This window comes from Micromonospora globispora, from assembly GCF_003857015.1.
In the GTDB taxonomy this organism is placed as follows: Bacteria; Actinomycetota; Actinomycetes; order Mycobacteriales; family Micromonosporaceae; genus Micromonospora; species Micromonospora globispora.
This window is the reverse complement of sequence record NZ_QGGF01000364.1, coordinates 1-25658: the sequence shown is the minus strand read 5'-3', so window position 1 is coordinate 25658 and position 25658 is coordinate 1. Positions and strand designations below refer to the sequence as shown.

General features: G+C 69.3%; 28 protein-coding genes, 1 tRNA gene and 1 pseudogene. 22 read left to right on the top strand and 8 right to left on the bottom strand.

Annotated features, from left to right (window positions below; genetic code table 11):
* Positions 1–142 precede the first annotated feature (142 nt).
* The 4 genes from DKL51_RS18205 to DKL51_RS37505 all read left to right on the top strand — a co-directional run bounded on the left by DKL51_RS18205 (position 143) and on the right by DKL51_RS37505 (position 3813).
* Entirely contained in the window at positions 143–760 is a 618-nt protein-coding gene (locus DKL51_RS18205) for a pyridoxamine 5'-phosphate oxidase family protein (protein WP_109947797.1), read from the top strand.
* Between the two features lie 77 nt (positions 761–837).
* The gene (locus DKL51_RS18200) at positions 838–1497 is read left to right on the top strand and encodes a winged helix-turn-helix domain-containing protein (protein ID WP_109965463.1); all 660 of its coding nucleotides are present in this window, start codon (positions 838–840) and stop codon (positions 1495–1497) included.
* Positions 1490–2785 carry an MFS transporter gene (locus tag DKL51_RS18195; RefSeq protein ID WP_109947795.1) on the top strand — a complete coding sequence of 432 codons (1296 nt, stop codon included), beginning with the start codon at positions 1490–1492 and terminating at the stop codon, positions 2783–2785. The genes DKL51_RS18200 and DKL51_RS18195 overlap by 8 nt, the downstream gene beginning before the upstream one ends.
* Before the next feature lie 473 nt (positions 2786–3258).
* A complete protein-coding gene (locus DKL51_RS37505; protein ID WP_109947828.1) occupies positions 3259–3813 on the top strand; it encodes a hypothetical protein in 555 nt (184 codons plus the stop codon).
* A 71-nt stretch (positions 3814–3884) separates the two neighbouring features.
* On the opposite strand, the gene DKL51_RS18185 is transcribed toward DKL51_RS37505, so the two are convergent.
* Complete coding sequence (locus DKL51_RS18185) at positions 3885–4223, bottom strand: nucleoside triphosphate pyrophosphohydrolase (protein ID WP_109947794.1); 339 nt, start codon at positions 4221–4223, stop codon at positions 3885–3887.
* A gap of 173 nt (positions 4224–4396) precedes the next feature.
* On the opposite strand from DKL51_RS18185, the pseudogene DKL51_RS36455 reads away from it, so the two are divergent.
* Positions 4397–4846, top strand: a pseudogene (locus DKL51_RS36455) (SRPBCC family protein); the annotation flags it as partial.
* 331 nt (positions 4847–5177) lie between these two features.
* On the opposite strand, the gene DKL51_RS18175 reads toward DKL51_RS36455, so the two are convergent.
* Positions 5178–5831, bottom strand: coding sequence for a GNAT family N-acetyltransferase (locus tag DKL51_RS18175; RefSeq protein ID WP_109965464.1), 654 nt, complete (start codon positions 5829–5831; stop codon positions 5178–5180).
* Positions 5832–5985: 154 nt separating this feature from the next.
* Here DKL51_RS18175 and DKL51_RS18170 point away from each other — a divergent pair, with 154 nt between their 5' ends.
* Positions 5986–6441 carry an SRPBCC family protein gene (locus DKL51_RS18170; protein WP_185734840.1) on the top strand — a complete coding sequence of 152 codons (456 nt, stop codon included), beginning with the start codon at positions 5986–5988 and terminating at the stop codon, positions 6439–6441.
* A complete protein-coding gene (locus DKL51_RS18165) occupies positions 6438–6785 on the top strand; it encodes an ArsR/SmtB family transcription factor (RefSeq protein ID WP_109947791.1) in 348 nt (115 codons plus the stop codon). Before DKL51_RS18170 ends, DKL51_RS18165 begins: the two co-directional genes overlap by 4 nt.
* A 122-nt stretch (positions 6786–6907) precedes the next feature.
* Here DKL51_RS18165 and DKL51_RS18160 read toward each other — a convergent pair whose 3' ends face one another.
* Positions 6908–8176 carry a hypothetical protein gene (locus DKL51_RS18160; protein ID WP_123809703.1) on the bottom strand — a complete coding sequence of 423 codons (1269 nt, stop codon included), beginning with the start codon at positions 8174–8176 and terminating at the stop codon, positions 6908–6910.
* A 297-nt stretch (positions 8177–8473) separates the two neighbouring features.
* Here DKL51_RS18160 and DKL51_RS18155 point away from each other — a divergent pair, with 297 nt between their 5' ends.
* From DKL51_RS18155 to DKL51_RS18140, 4 genes are all read left to right on the top strand, one after another.
* Positions 8474–8851 carry a hypothetical protein gene (locus DKL51_RS18155; protein ID WP_109943262.1) on the top strand — a complete coding sequence of 126 codons (378 nt, stop codon included), beginning with the start codon at positions 8474–8476 and terminating at the stop codon, positions 8849–8851.
* Positions 8852–9124: 273 nt separating this feature from the next.
* Positions 9125–9382, top strand: a complete 258-nt coding sequence (locus DKL51_RS18150; RefSeq protein ID WP_109943261.1) for a hypothetical protein — start codon at positions 9125–9127, stop codon at positions 9380–9382.
* Positions 9383–9785: 403 nt separating this feature from the next.
* The gene (locus tag DKL51_RS18145) at positions 9786–9971 is read left to right on the top strand and encodes a hypothetical protein (protein ID WP_109943260.1); all 186 of its coding nucleotides are present in this window, start codon (positions 9786–9788) and stop codon (positions 9969–9971) included.
* A 165-nt stretch (positions 9972–10136) separates the two neighbouring features.
* Complete coding sequence (locus tag DKL51_RS18140) at positions 10137–10628, top strand: tyrosine-type recombinase/integrase (protein ID WP_243422245.1); 492 nt, start codon at positions 10137–10139, stop codon at positions 10626–10628.
* Between the two features lie 373 nt (positions 10629–11001).
* Here the strand turns inward: DKL51_RS18140 and DKL51_RS18135 are convergent, their stop codons facing one another.
* From DKL51_RS18135 to DKL51_RS36450, 5 genes are all read right to left on the bottom strand, one after another.
* A complete protein-coding gene (locus tag DKL51_RS18135; RefSeq protein ID WP_165823039.1) occupies positions 11002–12234 on the bottom strand; it encodes a low temperature requirement protein A in 1233 nt (410 codons plus the stop codon).
* A 388-nt stretch (positions 12235–12622) separates the two neighbouring features.
* The gene (locus DKL51_RS18130; protein ID WP_221623202.1) at positions 12623–13366 is read right to left on the bottom strand and encodes a hypothetical protein; all 744 of its coding nucleotides are present in this window, start codon (positions 13364–13366) and stop codon (positions 12623–12625) included.
* Between the two features lie 59 nt (positions 13367–13425).
* Positions 13426–14268 carry a helix-turn-helix domain-containing protein gene (locus DKL51_RS18125; protein ID WP_109943257.1) on the bottom strand — a complete coding sequence of 281 codons (843 nt, stop codon included), beginning with the start codon at positions 14266–14268 and terminating at the stop codon, positions 13426–13428.
* Between the two features lie 15 nt (positions 14269–14283).
* Positions 14284–14829 (bottom strand): DUF6879 family protein, encoded by a 546-nt coding sequence (locus tag DKL51_RS18120; RefSeq protein WP_109965777.1) that lies wholly within the window; start codon positions 14827–14829, stop codon positions 14284–14286.
* 2 nt (positions 14830–14831) lie between these two features.
* Positions 14832–15227 carry a hypothetical protein gene (locus DKL51_RS36450; protein ID WP_243422244.1) on the bottom strand — a complete coding sequence of 132 codons (396 nt, stop codon included), beginning with the start codon at positions 15225–15227 and terminating at the stop codon, positions 14832–14834.
* A 77-nt stretch (positions 15228–15304) separates the two neighbouring features.
* On the opposite strand from DKL51_RS36450, the gene DKL51_RS18110 reads away from it, so the two are divergent.
* From DKL51_RS18110 to DKL51_RS18060, 11 genes are all read left to right on the top strand, one after another.
* Entirely contained in the window at positions 15305–15727 is a 423-nt protein-coding gene (locus DKL51_RS18110) for a hypothetical protein (protein ID WP_124812289.1), read from the top strand.
* A gap of 88 nt (positions 15728–15815) precedes the next feature.
* Entirely contained in the window at positions 15816–16274 is a 459-nt protein-coding gene (locus DKL51_RS18105) for a hypothetical protein (protein ID WP_123809731.1), read from the top strand.
* Between the two features lie 3 nt (positions 16275–16277).
* Positions 16278–17708, top strand: a complete 1431-nt coding sequence (locus DKL51_RS18100) for an FtsK/SpoIIIE domain-containing protein (protein WP_109965776.1) — start codon at positions 16278–16280, stop codon at positions 17706–17708.
* Positions 17705–18337, top strand: coding sequence for a DUF2637 domain-containing protein (locus DKL51_RS18095; protein WP_124812288.1), 633 nt, complete (start codon positions 17705–17707; stop codon positions 18335–18337). Before DKL51_RS18100 ends, DKL51_RS18095 begins: the two co-directional genes overlap by 4 nt.
* On the top strand, positions 18334–18981 hold the full coding sequence (locus DKL51_RS18090) for a GGDEF domain-containing protein (RefSeq protein WP_124812287.1): 648 nt from the start codon (positions 18334–18336) through the stop codon (positions 18979–18981). Before DKL51_RS18095 ends, DKL51_RS18090 begins: the two co-directional genes overlap by 4 nt.
* Positions 18978–20717, top strand: a complete 1740-nt coding sequence (locus tag DKL51_RS18085; protein ID WP_124812286.1) for a replication initiator — start codon at positions 18978–18980, stop codon at positions 20715–20717. Before DKL51_RS18090 ends, DKL51_RS18085 begins: the two co-directional genes overlap by 4 nt.
* Positions 20702–20914 carry an excisionase family DNA-binding protein gene (locus DKL51_RS18080; RefSeq protein ID WP_124812285.1) on the top strand — a complete coding sequence of 71 codons (213 nt, stop codon included), beginning with the start codon at positions 20702–20704 and terminating at the stop codon, positions 20912–20914. The genes DKL51_RS18085 and DKL51_RS18080 overlap by 16 nt, the downstream gene beginning before the upstream one ends.
* Positions 20914–22047, top strand: coding sequence for a tyrosine-type recombinase/integrase (locus DKL51_RS18075; RefSeq protein WP_124812284.1), 1134 nt, complete (start codon positions 20914–20916; stop codon positions 22045–22047). The genes DKL51_RS18080 and DKL51_RS18075 overlap by 1 nt, the downstream gene beginning before the upstream one ends.
* A 621-nt stretch (positions 22048–22668) precedes the next feature.
* Positions 22669–22956: a hypothetical protein gene (locus DKL51_RS18070; RefSeq protein ID WP_123809784.1), complete on the top strand. Its 288-nt coding sequence runs from the start codon at positions 22669–22671 to the stop codon at positions 22954–22956.
* A gap of 492 nt (positions 22957–23448) precedes the next feature.
* Complete coding sequence (locus tag DKL51_RS18065; protein ID WP_123809783.1) at positions 23449–24345, top strand: hypothetical protein; 897 nt, start codon at positions 23449–23451, stop codon at positions 24343–24345.
* A 408-nt stretch (positions 24346–24753) separates the two neighbouring features.
* Positions 24754–24820: transfer RNA gene (locus tag DKL51_RS18060), tRNA-Phe, on the top strand.
* The last annotated feature ends 838 nt before the right edge of the window (positions 24821–25658 follow it).

The window sequence follows — 25658 nt, the reverse complement described above, 5'->3', positions numbered from 1 at the left end:
TCCGGGCGCGCTGCGTGTCAAGCGGTACCCGTCGAACCTGTGGGCAAACCTCGCGGTCGACGCGGCCCCCTAGGCTGACGGTGGCGGAAGCCCGGTGCTCGGGCGGCGCCACCAACCGGCTCAACGGACGGGGGAGGGTCACGTGACGGTGGAGATCACGTCGCAGGAGGAACTGCGCGAGCTGCTGGGGGCGCCGATGCCACGGGCGGTCACCAAGGAGCGGACGGTGCTGCACCAGCGGGACCGGGACTGGCTGGCCGCCTCGCCGTTCTGTCTGGTGGCCACGTCGGGCGCGGACGGCAGCTGCGACGTCTCCCCCAAGGGCGACCCGCCGGGCTTCACCCTGGTGCTGGACGAGACCACCATCGCCATTCCCGAGCGGCCGGGCAACCGCCGGGCGGACGGCTATCGCAACATCCTCGACAACCCGCACGTCGGGCTGATCTACCTGATCCCCGGTCGCACGGACACGCTGCGGATCAACGGCCGAGCCCGGCTGGTCCGGGACGCGCCGTTCTTCGACGACATGGTGGTCAAGGGGCACCGGCCGGTGCTGGCGGTGGTGGTGGAGATCGAGCAGATCTTCTACCACTGCGCCAAGGCGTTCCTCCGCTCGCAGCTGTGGCAGCCGGAGACCTGGCGGCCCGACGCGCTGCCGTCCCGCGCCCGGCTCATCAAGGAGGTCGAGGCCCCGGCGGAGAGCCTCGCCGACCTGGAACGCCACTACGGCCCCGAGTACGCCAAGACCATCTACGCCTGAGCTGTCCGGCACCTCGTCCGGTCAACCTACTGGCTACAGGCTTGCTAAAGACATCTTTATAAAGGTAGCTTTAGCATATGGCGCTCTCCCGGGTGAACCTCTCCGACCCCGTCTCCCTGCGTGGCTACGCCCATCCGCTGCGGATGACCCTGATCGGGCTGCTCCGCCGGCAGGGGCCGATGACCGCCACCCGGGCCGCCGAGCTGCTCGGCGAGAGCGTCCCGAGCTGCTCCTTCCACCTGCGACAGCTCGCCAAGTACGGGCTGGCCGAACGGGCGCCTGGCGCGGATGCCCGGGAACGCCCGTGGCGGGCCACCGCCGCGGCGACCACCTGGGACGAGGGCACCGACGATCCGGAGATGCGGGCCGCCACCGACCAGCTCAGCGCCGTGCTGCTGGGCCGGTACCTGCGGCGGGCCGAGGACTTCCTGGCCAGGCGCGCCGACGAGTCGACCGAGTGGCGGGCGGTGACCGGCTTCAGCGACGCCCTGCTGCACGTGACCCCCGACGAGCTGGCCGACCTGACCCGCCGGATGGACGCCCTCCTCGCCGAGTACCACGACCGCGTCACCGACCCGGCCGCCCGGCCGGCGAACGCCCGCCCCATCGCGCTCTTCCAGATGCTCATGCCCATCGAGGACGGACCGACGCCCACCGTCGGCGACCGCACCTCACCTCCGCGGCACCCGCAGGACCAGCCGGCCGAACGGGCGCGGCCGGCCAGTTCCGATGACTGAGGCGGCGGCCGACCTCCACACCCCGCCGGAGCTGGGCACTCCGACTCCCCGGCGCCTCCGGCCACCCCGGCTGCTGCGCGAGCGGGCGTTCCGGCAGTACTGGTCGGCGGCCACCGTCTCGCTCTTCGGCGACGAGGTCTCCGCGCTGGCCCTGCCGCTGCTCGCGGTGCTCGGCACCGCCGCCGGGCCGGCCGAGATGGGCTACCTGACCGCCGCCGGGCTGGCCCCCAACCTGCTCTTCCCGCTGCTCGCCGGGGCCTGGGTCGACCGGTACCCGCACAAGCGGCGGATCATGATCCTCACCGACGTCGGACGGGCGCTGCTGATGGCGACCGTTCCGGTGGCGTACCTGCTCGGTGTGCTGGCACTGGAGCAGCTCTACGTCGTCGCGTTCGCGATCGGCACGCTGGCCGTGCTGTTCGAGGTGTCCCGCAGCACCCTCTTCGTGTCCCTGGTCGACCGCCGGGACTACGTCGAGGCGAACACGCTGCTCAACGGCAGCCGGGCGATGTCCACCGTGGCCGGCCCGGGCCTCGCCGGTGTCCTGGTGCAGGTGCTCAGCGCGCCGGTCGCGCTGGTCGCCGACGCCCTGTCGTACCTCGTCTCGGCGTACTTCCTGGGGCGGATCCGGCCGCCGGAGCCGGCGCCCGCCCGCGGTGCCGGACTCGGGATCGGCGAGGGGCTGCGGGTCCTGGCGCGGTCCCGGATGATGCGTTCGCTGCTGCTCGGGGCCACCACGGTCAACCTGTTCAACTTCATGTTCATCGCGCTCTACGTGCTCTACGCGACCCGCGAGCTGGGGATCGCCCCCGGGGTGCTCGGCGTGGTGATCGGGGCGGGCTCGGTGGGCGGGCTGATCGGCGCGGGACTCACCGGCCGGGTCGCCCGCCGCTTCGGCGTCGGCCCCACCGTGATCGCCAGCTACCTGCTCTTCCCCGCCCCGCTGCTGCTGGTGCCGCTGGCCGACGGACCGGCGCCGCTGGTGCTGGGCATGCTCTTCGTCGCCGAGTTCCTCTCCGCCGCGGGGGTGATGATGCTCGACATCGCCGGCGGCTCGGTGCAGACCGCGCTGACCCCGGAGCGGCTGCTCGCCCGCGTCTCGGGCGTCCGGCGCACCGTCAACTACGGCATCCGGCCCATCGGCGCGCTGCTCGGCGGCGCGCTCGGCGCGACCCTCGGGGTACGGCCGGCGCTCTGGATCGCCACCGCGGGCGCGCTCGGCGGCCTGCTCTGGGTGCTCTTCTCCCCGGTACGCACGCTGCGCGAGCTGCCCGCGCCCGAGGAGTGACCGGTTTGGGCGGTCGGCTGAGGGTACAGATCAAGGGACGGCCCACCGCGTCACGCGGCGCTGGACCCCCCTGTACACGGGTCGAGGAAGGATGATGTTCGATGCCCACGAAGAGCAGCTCGGGGCGCGGCAGCGGCTCGACCGCGACCACGAACCCGCCGGGTAACCAGACCCCGAACACCCCCGACATCAACGAGAGCGAGATCGCCCGGCTCAAGGTGGACGAACTGCGCGCCCGGCTCCGCCGCCGCGGCGTCACCGAGACCGCCGACATGCACAAGGACGAGCTGGTCAAGGCGCTGGTCAAGAGCATGCGCGACGGCGCCAAGAAGAGCACCTCGGGGAGCACCGGCGGGTCCTCCGGCGGCGGATCCTCGTCGGCCAAGACCTCCTCGTCGGCCAAGAAGAGCTCGTCGTCGGCCAGCCGCTCGTCGTCGAACCCGCCGGGTAACCAGACCCCCAACACCCCCGACATCAACGAGAGCGCGATCGCCCGGCTCAAGGTGGACGAACTGCGTAGCCGACTGCGCGAGCGGGGCGTCACCGGCACCTCCGACATGCACAAGGACGACCTCGTCAAGGCCCTCGTCAGGAGCATGCGCGACGGCTCCGGGTCCTCCGGCGGGGCACGCGGCGGCTCCGGGTCCTCCGATGGCGGCATCCGCAAGGGTGACCACAACTCGAAGTCGCTCAAGTACGCCCAGGAGATCACCTCGGTCGACGACGAGCCGGAGCGTCCGGGGCGCAGCCTGGTGACCACCGATCACGACGTGATCCGGCAGTGGGCGGAGGCCCGCAAGGGCATACCCACCACGGTGGACGGCAGCGAGCACGACGGGCACGCCGGCGTGCTGCGCTTCGACTTCCCGGCCAACGGCCGAGAGGAGCGGCTGCGGGAGATCAGCTGGGAGGAGTGGTTCCGCGCGTTCGACGAGCGCCGGCTGAACTTCATCTACCAGGAGGAACGCTCGGACGGGAAGCAGAGCAACTTCTTCCGGCTGGAGAGCCCGGACCGCGAGGACGGTTGAGTCGTACGCGGGGAACGCCCCGCGTCGCACCGGAGGCCCAGGTCAGCGCGTTGACCTGGGCCTCCGGCGTGTCACCCGACGGTCTCCTCCAGCCAGATCCGTCCCGCGAAGCCGCCCCGGGCGGCGCGCTTCTCGTCGGCGGCCCGCGCCACCTGCGCCTCGGTGAAGCCGAGGATCGCGGTCAGGGTGGAGAGCACCTCCCGCAGGTCGGCGAGTTCCGCCAGCCGGTCAGCCGGATCAGCCCCGGCCACCTCGTCAGCCTCCTCGTGCAGCTTGGCGACCAGCGCCGGGACCAGCTCAACGGGATCGAGCACGCGGTACCGGGCCCTCCCGCCGTTCCCCTCGATCCACTCAGGGGTCCGGTCCCGGACCAGCTTCCGGTACACCGTCACCGCGCGCTCGCTCCGCATCCGGCCATCCTTCCGTACGCTGCGTCGCCAACTCCGGCAGCACCGCACCGACCGAGGATCGTTCGTTGCCCGTCCCTTGTGCACCTTCTCGTTCTGATTGAGCTCCATTTCTCGGGGTACGAATTCTGATGACGCGAGGAAAAGCCTTCTGAGAGATCACGAGAAGGAGTGCCATGACCACCAAGGTCGAAAAATCCATCGAGGTCAACGTTCCGGTCAGCACTGCCTACAACCAGTGGACCCAGTTCGAGGAGTTCCCCAAGTTCATGGGAGGCGTCGAGGAGGTCCGCCAGCTCGACGACAAGCGGATGCACTGGGTCGCCGAGATCGCGGGCGTGAAGCGTGAGTGGGACGCCAAGGTCCTGGAGCAGGTGCCGGACCGGAAGGTCGCCTGGGCCGCCACCAGCGGCGCGACCAACGCCGGTGCCGTCTACTTCCAGCCGGTCGGCATGGACCGCACGCAGGTCCGGCTGTCGCTCGAGTACGAGCCCGAGGGGCTGGTCGAGAAGGCCGGCGACAAGCTGAACATCGTGGAGAAGCGGGCCGAGGCCGACCTGGAGAAGTTCAAGTCGTACATCGAGAGCCGGGGCACCGAGACGGGCGCCTGGCGCGGCACGATCGACGAGGGCCGTACCCTCGGCACCCCCGGCGTCGAGCACGCCGCCTCCTCGATGGGTGACGACGGCAAGGCCGGCGTGTCCGGCAAGGCCGTGGCGGCCGGTGCTGCCGCCGCCGGTGCCGCCGCTGCCGGTGCCGCCGCGATGGCCAAGCACCGCGACAACGACAAGGACGTCACCCCGGACACCGAGACCGAGTACGTGGTGACCGACGTCGAGGTCGTCCCGGAGCCGGGCACCCGCGCGTACCCGACCGACCCGCGCAACACCATCTGACGCACGTCACCTCCCTGCCGGATGAGCCCGGCGGACCCGACCGCGGTTGGGCCCGCCGGGCTCACCCCGTTGTGGGTAGGCCGAACTGCGGCAGACACGCCTCCAGGCGGCTGACCGTCACCGCCGGCCGCTCGGTCCGTTCCCAGTCCTCCCGGGTCAGCCGCAGCCGCTGAGAGACCATCACCTGCCCGTGCAGCACGTCGCGGGTGATCCCGTCCGGCCGGTAACCCAGCTTTCGAGAGATCGCCAGCGGCGCGGCGTTGTGGGTGAACGATGCGCTGGTGGCGTGGGTCGCGCCGAGGCCGGCGAAGGCCAGGTACAGCATGGCCGCCCGCATCTCGCGGCCGACGCCCCGCCCCTGGTGGGCGAGACCCAGCCAGGATGCGCTCGTCACCTCCCGCGTGATCGCGAAATCTCGGGCCCACATGGCCTGTACGCCCACCGGTCGACCGTCCTCGAAGACCGCCAGTCCCAGCGCCCAGTCCTGCGGGGTCCAGGCGCCCAGATTGCGCCAATGACGTTGGACCACGTGACGGGCCCGCTCAGCAGGCGGCAAATCGGTCCAGGCCATGAGGAACGGCCGCTGACCCGGCTCGTGGACCCCCCGCGCGGCGAGGTCCGCCAGCTCGGCCAACTCCTCGTCGGCGGGCAGGCGCAGCTCGATTCGGTCGGTCCGGACGCGCAGCCCCAGCAGAGGCCAGTGGTCGATCAGCACGCCGCATTCTGGTGCGCAGACGGCGCGGCCCGCACCGGGTTTACCGCCGCAGAGCTCACCCCAGCCGAGATTAGCAAGTGAGGGGTTGCACATCCGCCGCCATTTGTGCAAGCATCGACTTGCAGATGACCGGCAAGAGCGAGAGGACTGTCTGATGACGTCGGACCGGATCGAGCAGGAAATCGTGATCGACGCGCCAGTCGAGCGGGTGTGGTCGGTGTTGACCGACCCGGGTTACGTCGGAAAGTGGTTCGGCCAGGGCGAGCCGATCCCGATCGACCTGCGGCCGGGAGGGTTCATGCACCTGGACCACGGCCAGTACGGCATCTTCCCGTGCCGGATCGAGAAGGTCGACCCGCCGCACGTCCTGACGTACCGCTGGGCCAGCGCCTATCCCAACGAGGAGGCGAACGACAGCAACTCCACGCTGGTGGAGTTCACCCTCACGCCCGACGGCGAGGCAACCCGGCTGCGCGTGGTGGAGAGCGGCTTCGCCGCCCTGACCATCCCGGCGGAGCGTGAGGAGACGGCCGGCTACGAGAGCCACACGAAGGGTTGGCCGGAGGTCCTCGGCAACCTGCGGCGGTACGCGGAGCAGCGGGACGCGTGACGGCCCAGTCTGACGCGGCGGGCGAGGTGCTGGCCGCGCTCGCCGACCCCACCCGCCGGCTCATCCTGGACACGCTGGCCAAACATGGTGAGGCGACGGGGACCACCCTCGCCAACGAGTTGCCGGTGACCCGCCAGGCCATCGTCCAGCACCTCTCGGTGCTCGACCGGGTCGGGCTGGTCGCCAGCCGGAAGGACGGGCGGGAACGCTGGTACGCGGTGCGCCCGCGCCAACTGCTGGACACCGCGCGGTGGATGAACCAGGTGGCCGCCCAGTGGAACGCGCGACTGACGACGATCAAGCGGCTCGCCGAGGGCGTCGATGGGGAGTTTCCCGGCCGCTGACATCGACGCGGCCGCCGGGATCGGTCAGGTTAGCGGCTTCGCCACAAGCATGAGGAAGGCCCAGGTCGTCGGGAATCAAGCCGGTGACCTGGGCCTTTCTCTTGAGCCGCTGGACCCGGCGCCTAGCTCTCCGGTTGGGTCGCCGGCGCCCGACGTCGGCGTCCGGCCAGCATCAATCCGGCGCCGGCGAGGAGAAGCGCTGCCCCGCCACCGACCATCGGTGCCGCCGCCGGCCCGGTGATCGGCAGCCCTCCGGCGCCTCCCGAGTTGGAGCCTCCGCCCGCTTGGTGACCCGCACCCGCCTGCGGACCGGCGCCCGCCGGTGTGGTGGCACCCGGCGCCGTCACCTGCACGACGATGGTCTCCGACACGCCGACCAGCTCCGGGTCATCGCTCGGGACGATGACGCGGTAGCGGTACGTGCCGACCGCCTTCGGCGTGACGTCGAGCGTGAAGCCGCCACGGTCGTCGACCACCGCGCTGTCGACCGTCCGCCAGGCCGAGTTCCGCAGGTGCTGGAGTTCGACGCTGTATCCCTCCGGCACGACCGTGCCGGTGAAGGTCACCTTCGTGCCGGTCCGGACCGTGGTCCTGCTCGCGGTGGCGGTGACGACGGGCCTGACCCGGGGATGCCGGGATGCAACGACGATGAAGGCTGGCGTGTCGGTGACGTTGGACGGCCGCAGGATGCCCACGCACTGCAGGTAGCCGTCGCCCTTCGGATACACCTTTGAGAAGGTGCCATCGGCGTTGGTGGTGCCGTTGGGTGTCGCCGAATACTCGACGCACAGGTTGTCGTGGCCGAAGAAGATCGGCTGGTTGGGGATGCCCTCGCCGGTGTCCTCGTAGTAGAACCGACCCTCGACCGTCAGCGGGCCGTCGCCGACCAACGGGTCAGGCGTGAACCGCATAGTCACCGCGGGCAGGTGGGTGCCGGTGACGTCGAGCTTCGTGGCGGGTGTGTCGGGCGGGTCGACGTCGAGCCGGTTGAAGGCGGAGTCCAGAGCGACCAGCTGGCTGACCTCCCACTGACCGTCCCAGGTGGAGGGCACCTGGATCGTTGCGCTCCATATGCCGTTCTGCGGCGTGCCGGAGGTGAGCGACAGCTCCGCGGCCTGCGTGGAGGGGTCGCCACCGGCGACGCGCTTCAGGGCGATGTAGGGCGTGCGACCGCCGCCCATCTCGGAGACCACTTCGACCCCGGACTCGTCGGTCAGGTGAACGGTCACGGTCACCGGGACGAGCTCAATGCCGGCGACGGAGACCGCGTCGGGCGAGACCGTGATGCCCTGCAGGACCGGGGGTGCCTCGTCCACGGCGGCAACCGCCGCGGGGGCGGCGGCGACGGCGCCGCCGGCCGCGAAGAGGAACGCCGTCACTGCGATTCGCAACCACCGCATGTGAATGCCCTTCATAAAGGCCCTTGCAGCCGGGAGAGCGACCACATCGGCACCGTACAATCTCCCACCGCTTCCCCGCTGCCCCGGAGCGCAACCGGACCGTGACCGTCCGCTGCCGACAGAGGCCACATCCACCGGTCGTGATGCCCGAAACGCCTGCGGACGACGCCCGGCGCGGCTGCGCCTCGTGCCCCCTCGTGACCGCTGCGCACCCCGGCTACTGGCCCGTGGATGGCCCGTGATGTGCCCAGACCTAGGCCGATAAGATCCCGCGCCATGAGACGAGCGATGATCGCCCTGGTGAGCGCAGGGGCAGTTGCTCTTGCGGTGGGCGGGTACGCCATCGGCGCGGCCGGCCATCGTGGCGTCACCAAGCGGCCTGCGATGTGTGAGCAGGCCGAGCAGGAATTCGCGAGTCGCGCCGGTCAGCTCCGGAAGCAGATGCAGCAGCGTGGGCTCGAAGTGAACGCGCGGGATAACACCCTCGATGAGGCGCAAAGCAAGATTCTCGCCGAGATCGTGCAGCAGAACCCAACATGCTTCGGCGCGGGGAGGCGCGCGACGGCAGCGGTGATCCAGCAGCACCCATCCGAGGGGGAAGCTGACGCGGTGATCTGCGATCTTATTGACATCAAGGCCGAGGACTGTTCGGTTGCGGTCGGCTGACAAGAGCCCTTCTGCACCACGCGCCGGGCCGTCTGTGGGCCGTGCGAGGCCGGCCGGCGTTGACAGCTAACGACCCAAGCTGATGCGCCGGACCCTTGTGCGGGCTCGGCCTGCCCCCTGGATCTGCGACATTGGGGGGACCATGCCTGCCCCCGGTGCGACAGCCCTGTCCTGGTCGGCTGCCCATCTGGATCTAGCCGGTACTGAATCTTGCCAAGCTCTTCGGTGGCCGACAGGATGAGCCGACCCCGACGAGAGTGAGAGAGCCCAGCCATGGAGACGGAGCCACCGGAGAACCGCGGCTTGGCTGCGCTGATGGTCGCCTCCGGCGCTGCAGGGCTGATACTGCTACTTGCCGGCAACGGGGGTCGCTCCCTAATCCTCGCCTTGGTGGCCTTCGCTTGTTTTACCGTCTCCATCACTCTGCTCGGCTTGAGTTCGGTTCTCCGGCAGCACGAGCTCTGGCGCGCATGGTCCGACCGGCAGCGGTTGAACGATGAGAAGGCGGACGAAGAGACCGCGAGCCGCTAGGACTCCGGTGAGGCCCAGGGGTGCTTTCAGCTGCGGAGTGCGGATCTCCTCGTCGGGCAGTCGCCAGACCCTCGCCACGCTGCTCCCATCCCCCGCATAGGTGTCAAGGACTGCGGCGCCCGCTCGGGGTCAAGGGTGGCCGCAGGCCATCGGCGTGCCGATGCGCAGCTTGACGCCGGCCGGGTGGCGTAGAGGATCGGGCACCCGGGGGATGGGTCACGCCCTGGTCCACGTCGTCATCGAAGCGCTGGCCGCCTCCACAGGACCCGGGGCCGAGCAGCTCTGCTGCGCGGCAGCGATCGCCCCAACCTCGGCGGCGGCCAGCTCCGTCGGCGGTCGTTCCGGCTCGGCCAACCCACGGGCTTTGACGTAGGGCCCGGCTGACGACTTGGATGGAGGCTCGGTGGACACGCTCATCGAACTGCTCGCTTGGCTGGCGGCAGGCTACGCCTTCTTCCGCCTCAACCAGTGGATGGTCGACCGCAAGGGTTTGGACCATCGGCCGTATTTCGTGCCGAGCTTGTGGGGACCGCTTGGCACTTTGATCATCGTGTTGGCGGAGCCACGGGGCTGGAAGCGGCGCGTGTAGCTGCTGCCGTAGCCGCAGCCCAGAGATCTCCATGTCTCGTGTTCCGTCAGCGTGGCCGGCCGGCCCGGCCGATGCCGGCCGGAGGTCGCCAGCAGGCCGGGGCCGGGCCGGCGCGGCCCGCTTGCGGGCCGCCTTGATCTACTGCGGCGTCGGGTGACGGTCGCCGTGGCGTTCGCAGAGGTCGGCGGGGAACTGGTCGAGGGAACGCCAAAGAACCACCAGCGCCGCTCCGTGCCAATCCCACGCTTCCTCGTCGACGAGCTGGCCGCGCACGTCGCCGGGAAGCGTCGGGACGCGCTGGCGTTCACCGCGCCGAACGGCGGACCGCTGCGCAACACCAACTTCCGGTCGCGGGTCTTCGCGCCGGCGGCGGCGTCGGTCGGGTTAGCCGGGCTGACTCCGCACGACCTCCGGCACACGGCAGCCAGTCTTGCCATGGCGGCGGGCGCCAACGTCAAGGCGGTGCAGCGGATGCTCGGGCACGCCTCGGCGTCGATGACGCTGGACGTGTACGCGGGGCTGTTCGGTGACGACCTGGACGCCGTCGCCAACCGCTTGGACGAGGCGGTAGCCGCACGGGACAAGGACTATCTAAGGACTCGGCCCGCCAGCGGCGGCGTGATCGACCTCGAAAAACGGCGAAGCCCAGGTCGGTGACCTGGGCTTCTGTACCGATCCGCCTGACGGAATCGAACCGTCGACCTATGCATTACGAGATCAAAATGGGCGACCCGGCGAGCTGGACAGATGGGGGCCTAGCAGGGGAAATACCCTCCAACATCTCTCACCGCTCCCCCACTGTCCGTGGGCCTCTTGCGGACTGGATGCGGACCGGCTGGGTGTCGCGGCGACCCGAAGCGTCAGCTTGGGAACTGTCGATCTCGGGGAGGTCATTGGCGTGGCGGCCTGGTCTCGGCAGTCTCTCGTGGCCTCGGCTGGCCCCTGCTGCCCCTGCCCAATGGCACGCTAATGGCACGGCGCGCTGCTGCTTCCTTCGTTGCCTTTGGCGGCCAATCGGGGTGCTGCCAAATCATGCGGGGGGCCTGGGGGTCTCGCCGGGGTTCCGGGCCGCCCGACGTGTATCGGCAAAGGCGATCACGAGCAGCACCATCGGTACCACGGCAGCTGCCGCCAGCGGCGGGGCGAGGGCCAGCGGCACAGCGAGCGCCAGCAGGGTGGCGATACCCAACAGTCGAAGTCGGGAGACGCGCGAGAACACCAGCCACTCCAGGAGGATTCTGCCCGCTAGATAGGTTGCGGGCCCGCCGAGGATGGCCCCAAGCCAGGACAGGTAGGTGTGGCCAGTGGGATGGGTCTGCACCAGTTCATGGCCAACCGCCGTGGCGGCGACTCCCAGAATCATGACTATGTGTGCGGCTTGCGCGACGAGGCCAAGGCGACCAGGGTCTTCGGCGGACCGGACCGCGATTCCGAAGAGCTCTCCCGCTGTGTGTGAGTAGATGCGCCAGAGCAGCACGGTGGTAAGGAAGGCGACTACCAGCGCGGTAGTCTCGGTGAGGCTTCGCAGGCCGTCCTCGCCGGTGTACGCGATCCCGACCGCCAGAATTGACTCCCCGAGAGCGATCATCATCAGCTGGCGGTATCGGTCGGCGAGATACTCCGCTGCTTTTACCCAGACGGTGATCCGCCCCCGTCCCAGCCGAGGCACCGGCCAACCGAGCCGGGCGGCTCCGAAGTCGATCGAGATGGCGATCACCCAAAGCAGGGTCCGAAAGAAGCCCGCATGTGTGACGGCGCCAAGCAGCCACGGCACCGCGGACACACCCGACCAGGCCAACACCCGCAGATACAGACGCCGGATCGGGTGCTGTCGAAGCATCCAGTAGAGCGCCAGCGATCGTCCGACTGCCAGGGCGAGGTAGACCCCGGCGAAGATCAGAGCGCCACCGTCAAATGCGGTAGGGGCAGCAGCACCCAAGAAAAGCACGCCCAACGACGTCCCCAGTACCAACACCCGGGTCGGCGTGCGACGAGGGTCGAAACGCGCGGTCACGTACGCCGTGGTGCTCCACACCCACAGCAGCGGCAGGATCAGCAAAATACCGTGAAGGAAGCCGTACCAGCGCACCTCGACGCCAGCCCGTTCCATCGCAGCTGTGCCGGTCGCCACCACGCGGTTCAGGGCGAAGACAACCACCAGGTCGAAGAAGAGTTCGACGAAAGCAGGTTGGTGGTTGCTGCGCTCACCGCGCAGGAATCCGCTGCCAGGACCGCCACTGTCCGCCGAGCCCTCTTTCTCCATACCTTCCATTCAAGCGGTCTCGGCTCGGCTCACAGCCGCTTCTCGCTCACTAACCTTTGCTCGTTGCTACACCCCGCGTTAACTGAGCGGATCTCCTCGTCGGGCAGTCGCCAGACCGTCCAGCCTCCCCGGACGGGGACAAGGTGGAGCGCCCTACCGGACGAACGACCTTGGCCCCGTCCGGGGAGGCTGGTAGCCCTTGAGGTGCCCGGCGAGGTGATCCGCGGCGGCTGATCTCTGAGGAGGGTCGGGGTTCGGGGCGGAGCCCCGAGGTCTTTGGGTCCTGGTGATCCGTCAGCGCGGCCGGCCGGCCCGGCCGATGCCGGCCGGAGGTCGCCAGCAGGCCGGGGCCGGGCCGGCGCGGCCCGCTTGCGGGCCGCCTTGATCCTTAAGAGGTCAATTCGGCAGTTCCCCCGGCAGGTTCCTTCTCGTCGAGCGCTTCGACGCCCTTTCCCTGCCTGAACAAGTCAACCGCTGTGTCGAGCACGAGTTCAAGTTGGCGAACCCGACGACGGAGTCGGATACAACGCCACCTAGGCGTGTCCCAGACATCGATCATCGGGAGAGTTGCAAGGCTGATATTGCTTCCCTTATGGGACCAGGAACCCTCAGACATTGCGATTGCTTTGACTACCCCGAGGTAGCCAGTGACAGCGCTGTAGATTAGCCTTGGAAGGCTAGGTGCTATCTCCTGAAAAGCTTCGTCAAATTTCTTGACCGCGTCCGGCAGTTCCTTGTTGAACTCGGCGTAAATCTCCCTATGTAGCGCTCGGTTGCTCGTGCTCGCCTTAGGGATGCGGCGATGGGCACTCAGGCGGATTCCCAACTCCCTAATCCTTAAGAGCTGAGTGCGACCGTTCCTCCGAGCCTTGTGTTGCTGAAGTATGCGCTCCTTACGTGCTTCAAGGCTTGGCTTTGCCAGATACTCAACCGCCAATGTGACGAAGACCGCCGTGCAAGCGGCAGCCACTACTGATGTGGCGACGGTTCCCCAGTCGACCGAATGAAGGCCTGTTTCCCGGATCGGCTGTCCATTGACCGGAGCGGTATCGCTGTTACAAAGGCGGTAAAGGGCCGCAGGGCGGGAGAAGAGGTCAAGAACAGTCTCAGGTTCAGAAGTACTCAACGCCATGTCCTCATCAACTGGGTGCTCGCAGTATTGGCGCTTTGTTTAAGCTTCGAACTAGGTGACTAGTGCGGAAGGTCTTGGGCGGCGCGGACGATCAGTCTGCGGGCGTCTTCGCCGGTGACGGCTTCGTTCCAAAGTCGTTCGATGGCCGTAGCGTAGGCGGAGGCTTCATCGTCGCGATGGGTGGTCTCGCCCACGAAAGTCTCCACGATGGCGACGTCGTCGTACATCTGGAAGGAGTTCTGCGGTGTGGTGGCGAGCTGGACGCCGAGCGGCAGGATGCCGAAGCGGATGTTCGGTACGCCGACCACGGTTTGCAGGCGGTCGAGCTGGCCGCGCATGACCTCTGGCGGGCACAACAGCCACCGCAGCACGGGCTCGGCTAGTAGGAACTCGAACCGCTTGCTGGTGTCGTACAGCAGATGCTGGCGCTGCATGCGGGTGGCTACGGCGGCGTCCACGTCGGCGACGTCGAGGTTGTGCAGCTCGACCATCTCGGTGAGGATGCGCCGCGCGTAGTCGGCGGTCTGGAGCAGGCCCGGTACGTAGACGGTCTCGAAATGCCGAATGAGGCGCGATTCGGCGACGAGCTGGTTGTAGCTGTCCTGGACGGCGGCCTGGCCCTGGCGCATCCGGCGGCGCCAGTCGCGGTGCACGGCCTGGACCTCGCCGAGCATCCGTAGCAGGTCCTGGGCGGCGTCGTCCGCGCCGCAGGCACGCGCCCAGGCGTAGAGGTCTGCGGGGGCGGGCATCTGCCGGCCGTTCTCCAGCCGGGAGACCTTCGACGGTGCCCAGCCGTTCGCCTCGGCGAGCTGCTTGCCGGACAGGCCGGCCTGCGTGCGCAGGGCACGCAGGCGATCGGCCAGTCCTTCGGGCTGTGTAAGCCACTCTTCGATCGGGTTCACGGGTGACTCCTCGTGCTAGGCGGCTGCGCTCCGCGCGTTGTCCGGAGCGGCGTAGTGGACTGCCAGGTCCCGCCACGCACACGCCTGCACCACGGTCGCCGGGTCGGTCACCAGCTCGTTGCTGATCCGGTGGCCCACCTCGTCGAACCGCATCGTGATCAGTCGGCTGGAATCCAGCAACCACCAGTCGACATCGCCGGCTGCGGGCAGCAAGCCGATCTCATGCGCTCTCGCCCGCGTCAGGTAGTGGATCTCCTCGCCGGCTTCGACGTTCCACCGGCCGATCCAACGTTCCCACCGCTGGTAGTCGGTCGGCGGATCCTCGTGCACCCGCACGCGCTCGATCCGCTTGCCCTGCTGCGTCAACTCGGTGATCTGCTCGAACCAGGCAGCAAGCCCGGGAACCTCTGTCGGAGGCTCCGGGTTGCCGGCCAAGAACTTCGCCACCGTGTCGTGCTCGCTGGGCTCCAGGTACGCCGGCTGGAGTTCCAGCCGGAACGCGGTGTGGTCGAACGTTCGGAGCTGCTCGGCGAACTCGTCGTCGGTGAGCGGTGTTCCCATGGTCAGCCCATCTCGCGCAGGCGATCGAGCACGTTCGACGGTACGAAGACGCCGTCCTCGTTGTCCGCCAGCTGGCGAAGCTGTGCGCGAGTCTCGTCATCGAGCTTGATGCCCTGCACGACGTAGCCGCCCTCGGTCCTGTACAGCGCCGGGCAGCCGCCCCCGCCAGAGGTGGCGTCCTTCCACAGGAACTCCAGGTTCCGCATCCTCAGGCCCCTTCCCTCGCTGCGTCCCGCGACGCAGATGCCTTCGATGCTGCACTGCTGCGCATCTTCACGCAATCGCCCCGGCTGCTGACGAGACAACCGGGGCGAGTTGGTGCGAGTGACGGAACCTGGCAGGACCAAGTCTAGAGCAATTGCGCGCAATTGCTTGACGATGCGCGAGACAGCGAGCATCATCGAAGTGCGCCGGACGGCGCGCAATCCAAGTCAGGGCCGGGGATGCCGGCCGACTCAACTAGGAGGTCTGGGGCATGGCTGTCCCGAACACGATCAAGGTTCCGGTTCCGTTCGATTACGTGTTCCCGCAGGGTGCGCTGTGCCTGGGTGTGGAGCCGGTGACGGACTTCAACAAGCGCGGCCAGGGCGACGACCAGGCCCGCGACAAGGACACGGGCGAGCGCCTGTGGGTAGTCAAGGTCCTCGACCTGGACCCGGAGGCCGGCAAGTTCGGCGGTTCCAAGGAAGTGAAGGTGAAGATCGCCGCGCCGGTTCAGCCGGTGCCGCCGGCGTCGAAGATCCCGGGCTATCCGCCGGCCGTGCAGTTCACCGACGTGACCCTCACGCCGTATGTGGACAGCCAGCGGTGCAAGGGCTCGGGGAAGTGCCGGGCTCGCCAGGCGTGGTCGATCCGCGCCGGAGCCATGACCGAAGCCGCGATCAAGCAGGCGGCCTGACCAGATCTGGACGCGCGGGGCGGGCCTCTTCCGCCAAGTCGAATCCCGCCCCGCGCCTCACCCGCTCTCCCTGGAAGGAGTTGGGCTGATGCCCACGCTAGCTGACGCTGCCCGCATCGCCGGGAACCCGCGCCCCGCCCCCCGCCGGAAGACTCACCGCCGCACCGTGATGCGGCTGGCCGGCCCCGGTATCCGGGCCGCCCGCGAGGTCTACACCACGATCCCCGCCGACGCCGTCCGGGTGGCTGCGCTGGTGGAGATCTCCGCCGCTGCCGCTGCTCTGGCGCGGACGGTGGTGAACCTGCGCCACCTGGACCCGGACCTGATCGCCCCGCACGTCTCCGACCGCGTCGACCTGCGTGCTGTGCTCGGGCGTGGCCGGTGGCTGCCGACCATGACCCGCCACGTCCCCGCCCCGCAGACCGGACCGGTCGATATGGCCGCGCTGATGCCCGCCCGGCCGGTGGTCCGCCGCCGCGTCGTGCGCCGTCGTTCCGGTTCCCCCGGGCAGGGCTCCCTGTTCGCCGCGACGGTGGGGGAGGGCTGAGGGATGCCGCTGGTCAACGTGATCCGGGGCGACCGGATCGACCCCGCCCCGATCAACGTCCGCACCCCGTTCATCCGCATCCCGCTCTGGCTGGCCCTGACCTTGTGGACCATCAAGGCCCTTGCCCGCCTGGCGGTGGTCCTGGTCCGGTTCTGGTACGTCACCGCCCCGGCCGCGTTGTTCGGCTGGCTGTATCTGCGGTTCGGCTGGGCCGGTCCGGTCGGGGTCGTGGTCCTGGTAGCGGTCGTCGCGGCCGGCTGGGGCTTCGGTCACCGGCCCTCGTTTCTGCGGTTCGGGTGGTGGCCGGTGCTGTCCCGGTTCCGGCGGTGGCTGTACCGGCGTAACTGGCACGCCGCGATGGTCACCGCCCGCCTCGCCGTGTCCTTCGACCAGCACACCGTCCTGCCCGTCCTGCGCCGCGTCCGGTGCGCCTCGGGCGTGGACGTGGTCACGGTGCGGATGGTCACCGGGCAAATCCCCGACGACTTCGCCAAAGTCGCCGAACGCCTCGCGCACACCTTCGGCGTCCGCCAGGTCAAAGCCACCCCCGGTGCCCGGCCGGATGTGGTGCTGCTGCACCTGTTCCGCGGTGACCCCCTCGCCAAGCTGCTTCGCCCCCTGCCGGTGCCGGCGGTGCCGGAGTTCACCGCCCTGCCGGTGGGCCGACGCGAGGACGGCGACGGCTACGACCTGCGCCTGTTCGGGACTCAGGTCTTGGTGGTGGGCGCCACGGGTTCGGGGAAGGGCTCGGTCATCTGGTCCGTGGTCCGCTCCCTCGCGGCCGGGGTCACCTCCGGCCTCGTCCAGTTGTGGGGACTCGATCCGAAGGGCGGCATGGAGTTGGGGATGGGTGCGCCGATGTTCGCCCGCTTCGCCCGCAAGGACTACGCCGCCATGGCGGAGCTGATCGAGGAAGCCGCGACCGTCGCCAAGGACCGCGCCGGGAAGCTCTACGGCCGGACCCGCCAGCACACCCCGACGCCGGATGAGCCGCTGATCGTCGTCGTCATCGACGAGCTGGCGAACCTGACCGCGTACCTGACCGACCGGCAGTTGAAGGATCGGATCAAGGCCGCCCTGTCCATCCTGCTGTCCCAGGGCCGCGCGGTGGGGGTGCACGTCCTAGCGGCGATCCAGGACCCCCGCAAGGAGGTGCTGCCGTTCCGAGACCTGTTCCCGACCCGGATCGGGCTGCGGCTGGCCGAGGCCGCGCAGGTGGACCTGGTGCTGGGGGAGGGGATGCGGGACCGGGGCGCGTTGTGCGACCGCATCCCCCAGAGCCTGCCGGGGGTGGGGTTCGTGGTCATCGACGGCGATCCGACCCCGATGCGGGTCCGCTTCTCCTACCTGACCGATGACGAGATCCGCGACATGGCCCACACCTACGGCCGGCTCCGCGTGATCGACGGTGAAGTCCTGGACGGTGCCGCATGAAGCCCCACCCCACCCACAGCCGCGCCGACCGCGCTGAGGGCCTGGTCCTCGTCGTCATCCTCCTTTTGGTGGCCGGCTTCGCCGGGGCCGCCTCGTTCACCCACGTCAAGGACTGGACCCTCGACAACTCCCCGCCTGGCACGGGCGAGTGGTTCGGCTGGGCCAACGCCGTCATCTCCGAGCTCGTCCCCGTCGCCGCCCTGCTGACCATCCGCCGCCGACGCCGCAACGGTCAGCCGGTCGGCTACCCGATGTTCCTACTCGTCGCCGCCGTCGCCCTGTCCCTCGCCGCGCAGCTCGCCGTCGCCAAGCCCGGCCTGACCGGGTCGCTGCTGTCCGCCGTCCCCGCCCTGGCCTTCATGGGCCTGTCCAAGCTCGTCCTCACCACCGCCCCCAGCCCGACCCCGGCCGCCCCCGCGTCGGCCCGCCCGATCACGCCGCCTGCATCGCCCGTCCAGCCGACCCGGGTCGCCGCGCCGGCTGCGCCTGAGCCCGTCGCCCTGGTCGACGTCGAACCCACGCGCCCGACCCCGGTCGAGCCGACCCGGCCGGCCCCGGTCGCCCCGGTGCCGCCGGCTGCCTTCGTCCGCCGCAACGGCACCCCGCTGACCGGGGAGGTGACCCGATGACTGAACACCTGCTGTCCGGCGTTCTCTTCGCCGCTGGCCTCGTCGTCTTCTGCTGGGATCAGTACCGGCTCTCCGCCGCCCGCTACGAACTGGCCGCCCTGCACCGCGCCACCCGCCGTGACCCGCTCACCGGCCTCGCCAACCGCGCCGGACTCGCCCAGGCGTGGGAACAGCTCTCGCCGCTGCGACCCTGGTTGGTGGTGGTCGACCTGGACGGCTTCAAGCCGGTCAACGACACCCACGGCCACGCCGCCGGAGACCACGTGCTGACCACCGTCGCCTCCCGCCTGCGCACCGTTCACGGCGTCGCCGCCCGCCTCGGCGGGGACGAGTTCGCCGCCCTGCTCCTCGACCCGAACTCGGCTACGGCTGCCCGCCAGCTCGCCGCCGCCATCGCCGCCCCGGTCCGCCTGCCCTCCGGGGTGTCCGTGTCGGTGGCCGCCAGCATCGGCCTCGCCCCCGCCAGCCCAGCCGGCCTCGCCGCCGCCCTCTCGGACGCCGACGCCGCGATGTACCGGGCCAAGACGACTCGGGCCGGCGTGGCGGTGTTCGACCCGCACCGCGACGACCACGCCACCGCCGACACCCGCCCCACCGTCCGGGTCCGCGACCTCGCCCCCGCTACGGCGGAGGTGGGCCGATGACCATCACCCCGACGCTGCCCGGCCTCGCCCCCGCCACCCCTGAGGGCCCGAGGCCGGGCTCCCGGGCCGCACGGATGCTCATGCCCCGCTCCGTCGACGTGGTCAAGGACCTGGCCGCCGACTACGGGGTCTGCACCCGCCCCGTCTCCCTGCGCCGCACCGACCTCGACTCCGGGCGGACCGAGGTCATCGACATGCCGTGCGGCGCCACCCAGGAAGCCAAGTGCCCCGCCTGCGCCACCCGCGCCCGGAAACTACGGCAGCAGCAGATCCGCGAAGGCTGGCACCGCGACGACGAACCCGACCCCGGCCCGCAACCCGCCACCGACGCACAACGCGGCCTCATCGTCGCCCGCGCGCATCTCGAGTTCGCCCGCGACGAAGCCGCCCGCGCATCGCAGTGGGATCAGGTCACCGACCTGGACGACGCCATCGCGGAACTGGAAGCCCAGATCACCACCGAAGGACTCCGCGGCCGACCCGGACCGCCCCACGCCGCCGACGACCAGGAGGACGGCGACGGCAAGCGGCGGGTGCGGTCGACCAAACGCCGGCAGGACGCCCCGGACCTTCCCCGGCTGCCGGTGGAGAGCCGGACGGTGGGCCGGACGTACGAGGGTCACGGCGGGCAGGTGTTCCGGCCGTCGATGTTCCTCACCCTGACGCTCGGCTCCTACGGGCGGGTGCACTCCGACGGGACTCCGGTCGACCCGGACAGCTACGACTACCGGCGGGCCGCGTGGGATGCGGTGCACTTCCCTCGGCTGCTCGACCGGTTCTGGCAGAACCTGCGCCGGGCCGTCGGCTGGAACGTCCAATACGCCGGCGCGGTCGAGCCGCAACGACGCCTCGCCCCACACGCGCACTTCGCCATCCGAGGCACCATCCCCCGGGCGCTGGTCCGGCAGGTCGCCGCCGCCACCTACCACCAGGTGTGGTGGCCGCCCGTCGACCAGCTCGTCTACGAACCGGGCAACGCCCCGCAGTGGGACGCCGACGCGGGCGGCTACACCGACCCCGCCACCGGCCGGCTGCTGCCGACCTGGGATGACGCCCTGGACCTGGTCGACGCCGACCCCGACGTGCAACCGGTGCACGTCGTCCGCTTCGGCGTCCAGGTCGACGCCAAGGGCATCCTCGCCGGCACCAAGGACGCCGACCGGTGCGTCGGCTACATCACCAAGTACCTCACCAAGCAGGCCGCCGACTGCCACGACGTCACCACCGCCCGGCAACGGGCGCACTTGGAACGGCTCTGGATGGAGCTGCGGCGCACGCCGTGTTCGGAGCGGTGCGCCAACTGGCTGCTCTACGGCGTCCAGCCGAAGAAGGCCCGCCCGGGGTTGAAGCCGGGGAACTGCAAGAACAAGGTCCACAAGCGGGAAACCCTCGGCATCGGCGGCCGACGCGTCCTCATCTCCCGGCAGTGGTCCGGCAAAACCCTCGCCGACCACCGCGCCGACCGCCGCGACTGGGTCAAAGCCCTTCTGGGCGTCACCACCGACGCCGACACGGCCCCGGCCGGCGGCGAGCAGCGGCACGCCTGGGAACTCGCCAAACCCACCGACCCCGACGTGGCGCCCCTCGGTCACCGCGTCCTACGGGCAATCTCCGAGCGCATCCAATGGCGGGCACAACTCGATGCCGCCAGACGCGCCGCCGTCCCGCCCGATGTTTCGGCAACTCCGGCTGATGATGCGACCAGGAAGGAGGACACCGGGTGGAGAAGCTGCTGACGGTCAAGGAAGCCGCGGCTCGCCTCGGCACCACCGAGCGATTCCCCCGCCGGCTCATCGCCGAGCGGCGCATCCGCTACGTCAAGCTCGGCGGTCACCACGTCCGCATACCGGAGACAGCCCTCGCGGAGTTCATCGCCGCCGGCACTGTCGAGCCGGTCACCGTCTCCTGGTCCGGCGGAAGGGCGGTGGCCTGATGGGCAAGCGTCGCCAGTTCGGCTACGTCCGCAAGCTGCCCTCGGGTCGCTTCCACGCCTCCTTCGTGTCCCCGGGTGGCGGCGCTCGGCAGAACGCGCCGCACACCTTCAAGACGAAGACGGACGCTAGCCGCTGGCTGACGCTGGTAGAGGCGGACATCTCGCGTGGCACGTGGTTGGACGATCGAGCGGCGGCGGAAACGTTCGGCAACTACGCGCGGGCCATTCTGCGGGACAGTCCGAAGATCGGCGTCCGGTGGCGGGAGACGTGCGAGCGGAACCTCCGGCTTCACCTGGCATCGCTGGTAGACGTGCCCCTGCGGGAGTTGACCGCGAGCAGGGTCCGGGAGTGGCATGCCGGCGCTCTACGGGGCAGCGGTGGCCGTACCTCTATCTCTCAGTCCTACCGGTTCCTGCGGATGGTCATGAACACCGCCGTCCGTGAGGGCATCATCGCGCGGAACCCGTGCCAGATTCCGGGGGCCGGCACGGTCCGCGCCGCTGAGCGTCCAGTCGCCACGCCGGCTCAGGTCGTCGCCCTGGTCGACGCCATCAATCCGCGGTACCGCACGGCGGTTCTCATCGCGGCTTGGTGCGGCCTGCGGCGTGGGGAGATCGCCGGTCTGCGCGTCTCGGACGTTGACCTGATCGAGCACACCATCACGGTTCGCAAGGCACGGGTTGAGCCGCTGCACGACCGGGGGAAGTCGTTCGACAAGGACCCCAAGTCCGAGGCGGGCAAGCGAACCATTGCCATCCCGCCGCACGTCGTTCCGGTGATCCGTCTTCACCTGGATGAGTACGCGGGCAAAGACCGGCTGTTCGTCAGCCGCGACGGTTCGCCACTGCGGGGGGACAGCTTGTATCAGGCGTTCGTCCGGGCACGGAAGAAGGTGGGTCTGGATGACCTGACCTTTCACGACCTGCGGCACACGGGGCAGACCCTCGCAGCGCAGACTGGCGCGACCCTGGCTGACCTGATGAAGCGGTTGGGTCACTCGTCGATGGCGGCTGCTCGTCGTTACCTGCACGCCGTCGACGGGCGCGACCGGGAGATCGCCAAAGCCCTGTCCGAGCTGGCCGCGCACGGAGATGTCGCACGGCTGCCCCGGCACATCACCATGCGGACCTAGTCTCACGGGCCATCGCACGACGGGTTGCGGCGGCTGTCTGACCTGCGGAAATGCGGGTGCCTGAAAATCGGAAGGTCGGCGGTTCGACCCCGCCCCTGGCCACATAGCCTTTCGCCGGGCTAAAGGGCGGTGACCAGCGGAAACGCGGTCACCGCCCTTCCTTTTTCCCGAGCAATCCATCGACGAAGTACTACCCGTTGATGATCTCTGGGGGCACGGCGGGGGCACGCAGCGGCGCCAAGTTCGATCCGCCGACCATTTTTCATTCCAGCTGAGGCTGCGGAGCCAGCTGCCGGGACGCTCACAAGCTTGTGCGCCTGACTTTCAGGAGCGCCTCTGCCAACCGGCTCAAACGGTGTCCTGGATGCCGCAGCCGACACATTCATCGGCAAGAGTCCTCCCACCCGTGACCCCTCGTGGGCCTGGGACCCCACGCCGCGAAACCCACCTCGCCCGTCCAACCGACAGGAGGAAGCAGGAGTTTCGCCAGCATCCTGTTTACAGTTGTAAACTCGGTTGGCGTGGTAGGAGGATCGCTGGCGGCAACAGACGTGGCTACTGCCCGACATCTAAGCGGCCAAGGGCTCCCTACGCCGAGGCACTGACCGACGGGGGCTGACCATGGATCGTGATGAAGCAATGCGGGCAGCACAAGAACCGATCGACTGGTCGGGCGCCGAGGTAGAAACCACGCCACGCAGGGTGACCATGGTGTACTCCACCCGTCTCCCCGACGACCTTTCCCGATGGCTGGTAGAGGAAGCGAGCCGCCGAGGGATCAACCCATCGGTGATGCTGCGAGAGCTGGTGGCTGACGGAAAGCGGGCCGCGGCCGAAGACAAGATAGTCACCTTCCGCCTGTCGGACCTGCACCGGGCGATCAACCAGGTCGCGGACCGGACGGCGTGACCGCTAGGAGCACCCGCCGACCCGGCCGATGGCCACCTCGCCGCTGGCCCAGCCAAGACGTCCGCTGAAGGGATCCTCGGACCGTCGCCGCTGAAGCGGCTATTCGCAGACCATGCCGTCGTTCGGCACTGCGGCGCTTCGAACGTCTGCCCTCCGTCGACTGATGCGCGACAGTCGTCCGCCAACTGATCTGCGAAACCTCAGCGCGCTGATCGCGGCAAATGAGGGTGGCCGAGCATGGTGGCGGCGGGGTGGAAACCAGATAGGCGCAGCGCTGCCCAGTCCGGTAGCGAGTCGCGGACATCGAGGGTGATCTTGCCCTGGAACGGCTTGACTGTCACGAGTCCCTTTCGGCGCGGCCCTCATCAGCACCGTAGCGACATCGTTACCGCGAGCACGGCCAGATCGGTGAACATGTTTCACAGTCGCGAGACGCGGGCCGGGTCGCCGCTCGGGCAGCGTCGCCGGCGGTGGCGGTCTAGGCTGACCCGCATGCCTGCCGATCATGGCGCACGTGACCTAGGCCAGCTGATGGAGCGCGTCAATGCCGGTTATTTCGAGGAGGCCCGCGACATTGCGTGGCTAGGCTTTGTGCCCGTCGGCAAGGCGTCGAGCATCAACGCCGTCGCCGGACTCAATCCCCAGCAGATGGCGACGGAGATCGGGATCTCCGCGATGGAGCCGCCGAGCGCGATCGCCCTGGTACGGCGACGCTGCCCGGGCATCGTCATCGCCATGGGCCGCCCAGGCGAACCCGATCCGCGCCAACCCTTGCGTCCAGGCGGCGCCGTGCTGTGGCATTACGACGGTACCCGGGAGACCGCGGCCCTGCCCCCGCCCGACCCCGATGCCGCAGGGGTGGTGACGGAGCTTGCCGCGCAACGGTCCTGGGGCCCGCCTGCGGTCACCTTGCATGCGGCGGCGCGGCTGCGCGAGGTACCCGTCAAAGAATTGTTGTCTTTGCTCGTCCACCCGCCGCAGTCGCCGGTGCGCACACGGATGTCCGTGTGGGAGCGGACCGTACAGGCGTGGTGCTGCCTTGGCCTGCTGCACCGGGGTGAAACGGGGCTGCTGGCCGACATCGTCTTCGGCGTCGAGGACTGGACCACCGAGGCGGCCGTCTACGCGCTGGTGGCCTCGGCGTGGACGGACCCGGCGCAACGGGCCGGTGTCGCCGCGCTGGTGGCCGAGCGCTTCGAGAAAGCGTTTACGGCGCAACAGACCCGGCCCGTGCTCATCGCGACGTCGCTGGCGCAGCTTGCGTGCGTGACTCCGGACCTGTCCGCCGCCACGCGCGACGCGGCCCGGCGGATGCTTGCCGAAGACGTGCTGCCCTCGGCGCAACCACAACCCAGACGGACAGTGTGGGACAAGCTGCGGGGCCGCTGACACGACCGGTTGCCGATCTCCAAGGCGGCACTGACACCGCTTTCGTTCCCCGCCCGGGCCTGAGCCAGCGTGATACCGGGCGGCGAACGCCATGTTCGATCAACCGACATGGACGCAGTGTCTACGATTGATCGCGCCGCGTGAAGCAGTCTTTCTGGGCAGTGCCGCCTGAAGGGCCCAAGTGGACCTCCGGCGCCACAACTCCGGCGCGTCCTCCCTATCGGGCCGCTGCAGCAGGGGCCAAGAGGGAAAGGCTCCTCGATTTCGGGGGCTCCTGATCAGAGCCATGGCCATGCCCTTCGCCTCCCGTGCCCCCGTGGGGGCACGGGAGGCGAAGGAGATGCCTTCTAACGTCACGTTCCGTAGAACTTGATACATAGGAGATCCGGACAAATGGGCATAGATGCTGGTCAGGAGATCGGGTGACCACAGACTGAAAATCGGAAGGTCGGCGGTTCGACCCCGCCCCTGGCCACATAGCCTTTCGCCGGGCTACCAGAGCGCCGACCAGCGGAAACGCCGGTCGGCGCTCTTGCGTTTCACCCGAGGGCACGTCTGTCCGGTCTGACCCTCCTTGACCCCGGAATCCCGCTGATGCCCGGCTCTTGTTGCACGTAGATTGCACGCCTGCCTCGCATCGCGCGTGGAGCTCGGCTGTCGGCCGATGAGGCGGAGGCCGGCCTTGCCGATGGCGGCGATCCGACCGACGCATGCCAGACCAGGACGGCTCTCCCGATCGGCGGCACAACCGAAGTCCCGGCAAAGATGGGACGCGAAGGACGTAACACGGCACTAATCCCCAACGCCTTCCCGGGGTGGAAGGTCGGGTGCGTGGCCTCCACGACCGGGCGGGACCGCACCGACCCCCAGCGGCCCCGCCCGGTTCCAAAACCCAAGCAACGCCCCACGGCGCCGTCGGAGGGCATCCCATGATGGCTGAGTCGAGACCCCATACCCCGCCACCGCTGTGGCCGGACCGCCGGCATGTGGTGGCAGTACCTGCCGCGTGGAACCAGCCGACTCAGCCTCTTCCGCAGCAACGGCAAGACTCCCGTCAGTGGTGGCCATTTGTCGTGTTCGGCGGGGTCATCCAGCTGGTCGGGGGCTTCGCCATAATGGTGGCGGTGTTGGCGCGGTGACCGGTGCCCACCCCTGGCTCCCACTGACTCACGACCGAACCCCTGCTTTGCAAAGATCAAGACCGCTGTCGGTCGGCGTCGGCTATTGCGGCTGGCCTGCTCGTCTCGTCGCCTCGCGTCCGTCCCTATCGGTTGGAGTCGCCCGGCTTGGCTGTACCGATGGCTGTACAGCCA

Coding starts and splice junctions, on each gene's coding strand:
- DKL51_RS18065 (WP_123809783.1), top strand. CDS start 23,449: ATGCCTGCCGATCATGGCGCACGTGACCTAGGCCAGCTGATGGAGCGC.
- DKL51_RS18110 (WP_124812289.1), top strand. CDS start 15,305: ATGGCTGTCCCGAACACGATCAAGGTTCCGGTTCCGTTCGATTACGTG.
- DKL51_RS18100 (WP_109965776.1), top strand. CDS start 16,278: ATGCCGCTGGTCAACGTGATCCGGGGCGACCGGATCGACCCCGCCCCG.
- DKL51_RS18075 (WP_124812284.1), top strand. CDS start 20,914: ATGGGCAAGCGTCGCCAGTTCGGCTACGTCCGCAAGCTGCCCTCGGGT.
- DKL51_RS18130 (WP_221623202.1), bottom strand. CDS start 13,366: ATGGCGTTGAGTACTTCTGAACCTGAGACTGTTCTTGACCTCTTCTCC.
- DKL51_RS18135 (WP_165823039.1), bottom strand. CDS start 12,234: ATGGAGAAAGAGGGCTCGGCGGACAGTGGCGGTCCTGGCAGCGGATTC.
- DKL51_RS18195 (WP_109947795.1), top strand. CDS start 1,490: ATGACTGAGGCGGCGGCCGACCTCCACACCCCGCCGGAGCTGGGCACT.
- DKL51_RS18085 (WP_124812286.1), top strand. CDS start 18,978: ATGACCATCACCCCGACGCTGCCCGGCCTCGCCCCCGCCACCCCTGAG.
- DKL51_RS18150 (WP_109943261.1), top strand. CDS start 9,125: ATGGAGACGGAGCCACCGGAGAACCGCGGCTTGGCTGCGCTGATGGTC.
- DKL51_RS18105 (WP_123809731.1), top strand. CDS start 15,816: ATGCCCACGCTAGCTGACGCTGCCCGCATCGCCGGGAACCCGCGCCCC.
- DKL51_RS18095 (WP_124812288.1), top strand. CDS start 17,705: ATGAAGCCCCACCCCACCCACAGCCGCGCCGACCGCGCTGAGGGCCTG.
- DKL51_RS18120 (WP_109965777.1), bottom strand. CDS start 14,829: ATGGGAACACCGCTCACCGACGACGAGTTCGCCGAGCAGCTCCGAACG.
- DKL51_RS18185 (WP_109947794.1), bottom strand. CDS start 4,223: ATGCGGAGCGAGCGCGCGGTGACGGTGTACCGGAAGCTGGTCCGGGAC.
- DKL51_RS18155 (WP_109943262.1), top strand. CDS start 8,474: ATGATCGCCCTGGTGAGCGCAGGGGCAGTTGCTCTTGCGGTGGGCGGG.
- DKL51_RS36450 (WP_243422244.1), bottom strand. CDS start 15,227: ATGCTCGCTGTCTCGCGCATCGTCAAGCAATTGCGCGCAATTGCTCTA.
- DKL51_RS18200 (WP_109965463.1), top strand. CDS start 838: ATGGCGCTCTCCCGGGTGAACCTCTCCGACCCCGTCTCCCTGCGTGGC.
- DKL51_RS18070 (WP_123809784.1), top strand. CDS start 22,669: ATGGATCGTGATGAAGCAATGCGGGCAGCACAAGAACCGATCGACTGG.
- DKL51_RS18090 (WP_124812287.1), top strand. CDS start 18,334: ATGACTGAACACCTGCTGTCCGGCGTTCTCTTCGCCGCTGGCCTCGTC.
- DKL51_RS18170 (WP_185734840.1), top strand. CDS start 5,986: ATGACGTCGGACCGGATCGAGCAGGAAATCGTGATCGACGCGCCAGTC.